This window comes from Microbacterium sp. H6, from assembly GCF_003314775.1.
Classification (GTDB): Bacteria; Actinomycetota; Actinomycetes; order Actinomycetales; family Microbacteriaceae; genus Microbacterium; species Microbacterium oxydans.
The window spans coordinates 1-7,221 of record NZ_QOAY01000189.1; the positions used below are offsets into that span (position 1 = coordinate 1).

8 protein-coding genes and 1 pseudogene are annotated in these 7,221 nt (G+C 61.8%); 4 read left to right on the forward strand and 5 right to left on the reverse strand.

Annotated elements, in window-relative coordinates:
• Positions 1–10 precede the first annotated feature (10 nt).
• Positions 11–328: a MazG-like family protein gene (locus tag DSP71_RS12325; RefSeq protein ID WP_113681252.1), complete on the forward strand. Its 318-nt coding sequence runs from the start codon at positions 11–13 to the stop codon at positions 326–328.
• A complete protein-coding gene (locus tag DSP71_RS12330) occupies positions 325–2,064 on the forward strand; it encodes a DUF2075 domain-containing protein (protein WP_113681232.1) in 1,740 nt (579 codons plus the stop codon). The genes DSP71_RS12325 and DSP71_RS12330 overlap by 4 nt, the downstream gene beginning before the upstream one ends.
• Before the next feature lie 63 nt (positions 2,065–2,127).
• Here DSP71_RS12330 and DSP71_RS12335 read toward each other — a convergent pair whose 3' ends face one another.
• Together DSP71_RS12335 and DSP71_RS12340 are read right to left on the reverse strand one after the other, a co-directional pair.
• Positions 2,128–2,994 carry a DUF167 domain-containing protein gene (locus DSP71_RS12335; RefSeq protein ID WP_147251307.1) on the reverse strand — a complete coding sequence of 289 codons (867 nt, stop codon included), beginning with the start codon at positions 2,992–2,994 and terminating at the stop codon, positions 2,128–2,130.
• Between the two features lie 240 nt (positions 2,995–3,234).
• On the reverse strand, positions 3,235–3,849 hold the full coding sequence (locus DSP71_RS12340) for a MerR family transcriptional regulator (RefSeq protein ID WP_113681253.1): 615 nt from the start codon (positions 3,847–3,849) through the stop codon (positions 3,235–3,237).
• Between the two features lie 70 nt (positions 3,850–3,919).
• On the opposite strand from DSP71_RS12340, the gene DSP71_RS12345 reads away from it, so the two are divergent.
• Positions 3,920–4,417, forward strand: coding sequence for a DUF4188 domain-containing protein (locus DSP71_RS12345; RefSeq protein ID WP_113681234.1), 498 nt, complete (start codon positions 3,920–3,922; stop codon positions 4,415–4,417).
• Positions 4,418–4,460: 43 nt separating this feature from the next.
• Here DSP71_RS12345 and DSP71_RS21695 read toward each other — a convergent pair whose 3' ends face one another.
• The gene (locus DSP71_RS21695; RefSeq protein ID WP_147251308.1) at positions 4,461–4,703 is read right to left on the reverse strand and encodes a hypothetical protein; all 243 of its coding nucleotides are present in this window, start codon (positions 4,701–4,703) and stop codon (positions 4,461–4,463) included.
• A gap of 513 nt (positions 4,704–5,216) precedes the next feature.
• Between DSP71_RS21695 and DSP71_RS12355 the strand changes: the two genes are divergently transcribed.
• Positions 5,217–5,564, forward strand: a complete 348-nt coding sequence (locus DSP71_RS12355; protein ID WP_257022397.1) for a polynucleotide kinase — start codon at positions 5,217–5,219, stop codon at positions 5,562–5,564.
• A 93-nt stretch (positions 5,565–5,657) separates the two neighbouring features.
• Here DSP71_RS12355 and DSP71_RS12360 read toward each other — a convergent pair whose 3' ends face one another.
• Positions 5,658–6,032 carry a hypothetical protein gene (locus DSP71_RS12360; protein WP_147251309.1) on the reverse strand — a complete coding sequence of 125 codons (375 nt, stop codon included), beginning with the start codon at positions 6,030–6,032 and terminating at the stop codon, positions 5,658–5,660.
• A 413-nt stretch (positions 6,033–6,445) separates the two neighbouring features.
• A pseudogene (locus DSP71_RS12370) lies at positions 6,446–7,221 on the reverse strand (hypothetical protein); the annotation flags it as partial.

Genomic DNA, 7,221 nt, shown 5'->3' on the forward strand with positions numbered 1-7,221 from the left:
GCGACCCAGAGTGGGGAATTTCGATGAGCAGAACCGAGGAATTTCAGTGAGCGCCGTCAACTCGCCGGAGAACCTCGCCAAGAGCATCTCAATCGAGGCCGGCGAGCTCCTTGAGTGCTTCCAGTGGTCCGCTGACTTCGACCAAGAACAGGTTGAAGCGGAGCTCGCAGATGTCGTCACCTACTGCATCCACCTCGCGAACAAGATCGGCGTCGACCTTGACGCGATCGTCATGAAGAAGTTGGAGTCGACGAAGGCAAAGTATCCCGTCGAGCTGGCCAGGGGCCGCATGACCAAGTACACCAAGCTTTCCGAGGCGCCGGAGTGACAGAGTTCAGCATCCAGCGCCTGCCTTTCCGCCGTGACGCCGTTGACGCGTGGGCGCGCGACGACGCCCGGCACACTAACTGGCCTGTTGTCTATGTGATCGAAGGCGACGCCCAGCGCAGCTCTCCTGGACTCTACGTCGGCGAGACAGCCAGCGCTGCCACCCGGATGCGTCAGCACCTCGCCGGCTCGAAAAAGAACGAGTCGCTTGAGTCGATCCGCGTCGTCGTGGATCACACCTTCAACAAGTCAGTCTGTCTCGACCTTGAATCGCATCTCATTCGCTGGTTCTCGGGCGACGACCAATACCGCATCCTCAATGGCAACGACGGTCTGACCGATGCCCAGTACTACGACCGCGCCCTCTACCGTGAATCTTTCCGTGACGTGTTCGAGGCGCTGCGAGCAGAGGGACTCTTCTCGCGCAGCATCCCGCAAATCGAGAACTCCGACCTGTTCAAGCTCTCGCCCTTCAAAGCGCTGACCGCTGACCAAGGCATCGCGATCATGGACATCCTGGAGGGTCTGCTCGATGACCTTCAGGACCCCGGCGCTCGATCAACACTCATAGTCCAAGGCAATCCAGGGACTGGCAAGACGATCATCGCGATCTTCCTGATGAAGTTGCTCGCCGATATCCGGGACTACGACGACCGCGACGGAGTCGAGCCAGACTCGATGTTCTCGGAGTTCTTCGTCCCCGAGAATCGCGAGCTGCTCAAGACTCTTCGCGTGGCTCTCGTGATCCCACAGCAGTCTCTGCGAATGTCGGTGAAGAAGGTCTTCATGAAGACCCCCAAGCTCGATGCTGCGATGGTGATGTCGCCGTTCCAGCTCGGTGAATCTGACGAGACTTACGACCTCGTCCTCGTCGACGAGACCCATCGCCTCGGACAGCGAGCCAACCAAGCATCAGGCGTGCAGAACAAGAAGTTCCGCGAGATCAACGAGGCTCTGTTCGGAAGCGATGACCCTCGCCACACCCAGCTCGACTGGATCAAGGCTAGGAGCAAGCATCAGCTCCTACTTGTTGATGGGGAGCAGAGTGTGCGACCTCATGATCTTTCTCCGGCGGCCCTTAATACAGAGATCATCGGGGCGAAGGACGCTCACCGCTATTTCCGACTGACAACCCAGATGCGCGTGCATGCCGGCGCAGACTATGTCGAGTTCGTGCGCGCCGTCCTGCGGGATAAAGCGCCGTCGCTCCCTGACCTCGGCGAGTATGAGCTCCGCCTCTTCGACAACCTCGGAGAGATGCGCGACGCCATCCGACAGAAGGATGCTGAAGTGGGTCTCTCCCGCCTCGTCGCAGGCTACGCGTGGGATTGGGTGTCGAAGAAGAACCCGGACGCTTTCGACATCGAGCTCGACGGCGAGCAAATGCGGTGGAACGGCACGGATAAGGACTGGATCAGCTCGAAGGGCTCGCTTGAGGAGGTCGGCTCGATCCACACCGTCCAGGGGTACGACCTGAACTATGCCGGCGTCATCATCGGACCGGACCTCCGCCTCGACCCGACCACCGGACGGATCGTCGCGGATCGCAAGAACTATCGGGACAAGAAAGGCAAGGAGAATACCGGGCACCTGAAGGATGCATTCGGGGACGATGATCTGCTGACGTTCATCCGGAACATCTACGGGGTGCTGTTGACTCGAGGGATGCGCGGAACCTACCTATATGTGTGTGATCCAGCACTCCGGGCGCGACTATCGGCGGCGCTCCACCGCTGAGTTCTCTTTTGGTCAGAGCCAGAATCTTCGCTGAGCGCGTCGCCGCGCTTGGCGGCGGCGACGTTAGTTCGAGGTACGCTCGCGGATCTCGTCGTCAGATAGCGGAGTGAACTCCGTATCGACTTCCCGCTGGTACTCACCAACCAGGTTGCGGTCATCTTGTTCCATATATTTGGCCGCCTGTTTGCGATTCAGCTCCCTCTTATCGCGGTTGTTCTCTTTCAGCTTCTTCTTCGATGGCTTACTGGCCTTGCCATCCGCTCGGACCACGGTTTGCTCTTCCTGGAGCGTCTCGGTCGCGTATCTGTTGTAGAAGGGGGATACATCCATGAGTAGTCGCCAATACACCCATTCCTTAGGCACGAGAAGGAGAGCACGTCCGTCCGCAACAGGGAGCGTGAGGCGCTGCTTCTTCCACTTCAGTGCGACGGAATCGAAGACGTCATACTCATCGGTCACGGCACCAACTGCCAGACTGGGATGCTGACGCATCATGTCCGTCGTGAAGTCAGCAAGAACATGGAACACGATTCGTGTGGTTGCGTCCGAGATGAGGTCGTAGCCCACTCCGTCCGCAAAGAGCCTCAAGTGCTCGAGGCGGGTCAACACGGCAACCCTCGCCTCGCGACTATTCTCCAGCAGCTTCCAAAGATCCTGAGATTCCTCATGCCCGAACGCTCTTCCGAACTTGCTTTTAACGCTCATGCCAAGGCGAGTCTCATTCGGCTCGTGCAAGTGTTCGAGCAGCTCTTGCCCCGCCGAATGGTCCGCAGCAACAGAAGAGAGCCGGAGCCGCAGCACCTCGGCGAAGAACGCGATTAGCGCCTTGTTGGCAGCCGTTGCGTATTTCCCGCGTCCGTTCCGGATCGCGCTTGGGTCAAGGAACAGAAGATTGTCCCGATGCACGTGGACATCAACAAACGGGACCACGCCGGAAACTCCGAAAGTCTTAGTAACTCGCATACTTACTCCCCCAACCACATCGTTGACGACTCGTTCCAGCCGAGCAGCGCCAGCTGGGCGCTTTCGTGAACCCTATCCTGAAGCACATCGACCACGGCTCTGCAACTTGACACTCGCAAGCTCGCGTGCCATCGTCCTCGCGACTATGCACCGCGACAACCAACGACAGCGCTCAAACGACGACAATCGAAAGCCGCAGAGAAGTAGCTAACTCGTTCCTTCCCCAAACCGCTCCCCCGAGCTCACCTGCTGCGCCACCCGCCGCAACGCCAACAGCAACGGCTCCACCAACACCGACCCCAGCACCACGTACCGCACCGCCGCCTCCGCAGACTCCCCCGGCACCCCCGCGATCTCCGCATCCGCGATCCGCCGCGCACTCGCGAGGTACTCCGCCATCGCCGCATCCGGAACGGTGAACCCGACACGCTCCAACCCGTGCAGCGCCCGCGCGACCGCATAGAGCACCGCCTCGTCGCACGTCCCCGGTTTCCACCCGAGCCGAGCGACAAGAGCCTCTGCGTCCGTCAGGTCCAACGACTCATTCACCGGCGGAGTGATTGCCGCATGTGCCGCCCCCAGCAGCTCGTGCGCACTCGCCGGCGGATCATCCAGCGCCCCGAGCACCCGTCGCGTCTCGGCGATGCTCACCCCCGCGTCGAGCAGCGCCCGGATCACCCGCAGCCGCTCCACGTGCCTCTCCCCGTATGCGGCCTGAGTCGCAGACGAGCGCTCGCCTTCGGGCAGCAGCCCCTCGCGCAGGTAGTACTTGATCGTCGGCACGGTCACGCCGGTCTGGGCTGACAGTTCGGAAATTCTCATGGCCACCTCTTGACTTCGATAGTAGCGCTATCCAGTATGGATAGTGAAACTATCCAACCAAGGAGACATCATGTCGAAAGTCATCACGGGCCGCACGACCCACCGCCACGAGGGCGAGCTCGTCGTGTTCCACATCGGGATGCAGATCAACCGCTGGTGGCGCCCCGACCTGTGGATGCCGGCGTTCTTCGCCATGCCGGGGATGCTGCGCGAACTCAGCACCGACCCCGACTCGGGCATGCTCGGCTACCACCTGCTCTTCAGCTCGGGCGGACCCTACGTCGTGCAGTACTGGTCATCCGTCGACAAGCTCTACGCCTACGCGTCCAGCCCGAACCAGTTACACCGCCCCGCCTGGACCGCCTTCAACCGCGCAGCCCGCAAGGCTCCGGGGGCGGTGGGTGTCTGGCACGAGACCTTCCGCGTCGACACCGCCGAGAGCGTGTACGTCTCGACGAAGCCGATGGGGCTGCCGAAGGCGACGGAACTCGTACCCGTCGGCAAGCGGCACGACCGGGCGCAGGCACGGTTCGCGGATGGGCGGACGACAGATAGCACAAACAGTTGAAGCACCTCGCCCGCCTCGCCTATGCCTCCGCGGCCATCCGAACTCAGGCGTCTCGCAGGGCCTTACGAAGAAGCTTTGCCACCTCGGGGCTCATGAAGTACTGCTCGCCGTCCCACCACCAGACGTAGTGCCATTCGCCGCCCTTAGGCGTGCGGAACAGGGGGAGACCTGCGCGACGAACCGCCTTGCCGATTCCCCCGAGCAGTCCGGCGACACGGGAGTATCCGTGCGGGTGGTTCACAGCCTCTGCGAGCTCAGCCGGGGTGAACACCGCAGTCTCCTTCATCGCCGCGTTGCTCAGACGCCTGAGAACGCTCTGCCCCGAACCGGAGACCTCCCTTACGAGAGCCGCAGCGACCGCTGGGCCTCGTCCGTCGATCGCCCACGATGGCCCATGCAGGCCAGATGGGAGAAGCGTGGGATTCTCAGAGCTAGGCACGTCCGCGACGAACTCTCCGAAGCGCACGTAGAACTCCGCGACTCGGCTATCCGGAACGTGCACGGTGATGGGAATCATGAACCCTCCTAAGATAGGTTGCAAGGTACCTTGAGGCACCTTAGGCCCAGTCAAGCCGGTTCACCAATATTTTTCAAGAGGGCTTGCAAGATAGCTTGAATCGGATCGACGTCCGAGCGATGAGAGGCGCCCCCAGCGGGCTCGGCTAGACCGTCCGCGATGCAACCGACCGGCCACCAAAGAACCCACTACCCTCACACCATGCCCACCGATCGCCCCCGCGCCTGGCTCTTCGACGTCGACGGCACCCTCGCCCTCATCGGCGACCGCTCACCGTAAGACATGCGCAACGTATCGATCGACACCCCGAACCACCCTGTCGTCGTCGCAGCTCAGGCGTTCTCCGCCCACCCCGATGTCGATGCGCTCATCGTCGTCTCGGGCCGCGACGAGACCGCTCGCCGCGCCACCGAGGCCTGGCTGACGTTCAACGAGATCCCGTTCGACCGCCTTCTGCTCCGCCGCACGGGCGACCAGCGCGCCGACAACATCGTCAAGGCCGAGATCTACGATGCCCACATCGAACCGCACTTCGACGTGATCGGCGTCGTCGACGACCGCCGAAGCGTGGTCGAGATGTGGCGGTCTCGCGGGCTGGTCTGCTTCCAGGTGGCCGAAGGGGACTTCTAGTCCCCTTCAGGAGAGCCGCGTGGGACAGACCCCGCGGACATCCGGGCTGGATGTGATCCGGCCGTCGTTACGCCGAGAAGTGGGCTCAGCGCCCTAAGGGATTCTAGCTACGGCGGGATCATGCGCGTTCGCGTTCTCAATGATGCGAATTCGTCGAGGGGAGAACACCAACACGGCTCGGTGTACGAATGATTCCTCACTCAACGCAGGTAAGCGAGCCAGCTCCATCGCCCCCGTCACCACCCTCATTACCAGAGCCGCGAACACAAAGATGGGTCCAATCCATGGCGCCTCCGATCCGAACAGAAATCCGATAGCGACAAGACCACCCACGATGACCACGTTGACGATCGCTACGACTACTCCCAGACCTCGAGGGACGGTCATCCCGGAACTGATACCGATGCTGACTCCCAGGGCACAGACAAAGAAGTAGACAGCGAGCTCGCCGCCGATTTCCAAGATCATTGCCATCGCTCCTTCGTCAGCACGTCACTCTCATGATGGTCCGTAGCTTGTAGCCCGGGTTGTCATCGCTCTTCACCACGGTCGCGATCGGTCGGGGGCAGCACATCCGTCCCGACAGTCTCGCGTCGACACGTCGATCATGGCTTCCGTCGCGCCCTATGCGAGGCGACGGTCCACCCGGCGAGGTTCGATCCGGTGAAGAACGCGAGAAGTCCGATCACGAGGTAAGCGGGGAGCGCATCTCCGGCTGGACCGTCAAGCGTGCCAGTCCACTCGAACCAGGCCAAGAACCCGAACCACACGGCTACGGGAACGAGTGAGAGAACCACACCCAGCTTCCGTCCCGCTCGTCCGGCCAAGACTCCCCAAAGAAGAAGAGCCACCCCTACAACGAAGTACCCCATGCGTGCGTCCTAGCAGTTCCGTACCCACGGCCACCAGACGCCCGTGGGTCCACCAACACCGACGACGTAGTGGATCGAGATGCATCGATTGCCCACCACCTGCGACGCCCCAATCGCGGCGACTGTCGTACAAGAGACCTGGAGGAGCTTTGCAAACGGCACAGGGGACTTGTTCAGCACTCCGGCGCATGCTGCATAGCCGCCGACCGCTGCGCGACTCTCCGCTTTGTTCAGGTGGACCTGAATGTACGGGCCAAAGAACTGAACCGTGGGATCCGCGACGACGGGGAAAACCGCTCCGGTCGTGTCCGCAACCTGCGACAGGGTTGAGCCGGAGATCTCATAGTGCGTGGGGAGCGCCTGTCCCGCAGCGTCTATCGCCCAGGGAGCTTCGATGCCTCCCACGAAGCCATCGGCGTTCGACACAGAGACCGAACCATCGTTGAGGAGAAGCAGCTGAGTGCCACCAGTGAAGGTCCACTGGGGATCTTCTCCGAGCGGATCCGACAGCATTGCTGAGAGCCGCGTCGCCCCCTCGTCAGGAAAGCTGACGGCGTACGTCACAGAGTCGCCCTCCGCGAGTGCATACTGACCGGCTTCGGAGATCTCCGCGTTTTCGGAGGCCCCCAGGGTGTCGTCCACATTGACGTCGTCCAGGGCTACAGAGACAGCACCACCATCCATCTGCAGCACAGGCGTTTCGGCATCCGACGGCGTGGAGGCGCCCACGGCGGCGGCCTCCGCCTCCTCGAGGACGCCCGTGATGTCGTCAGGTTCATCGGGGG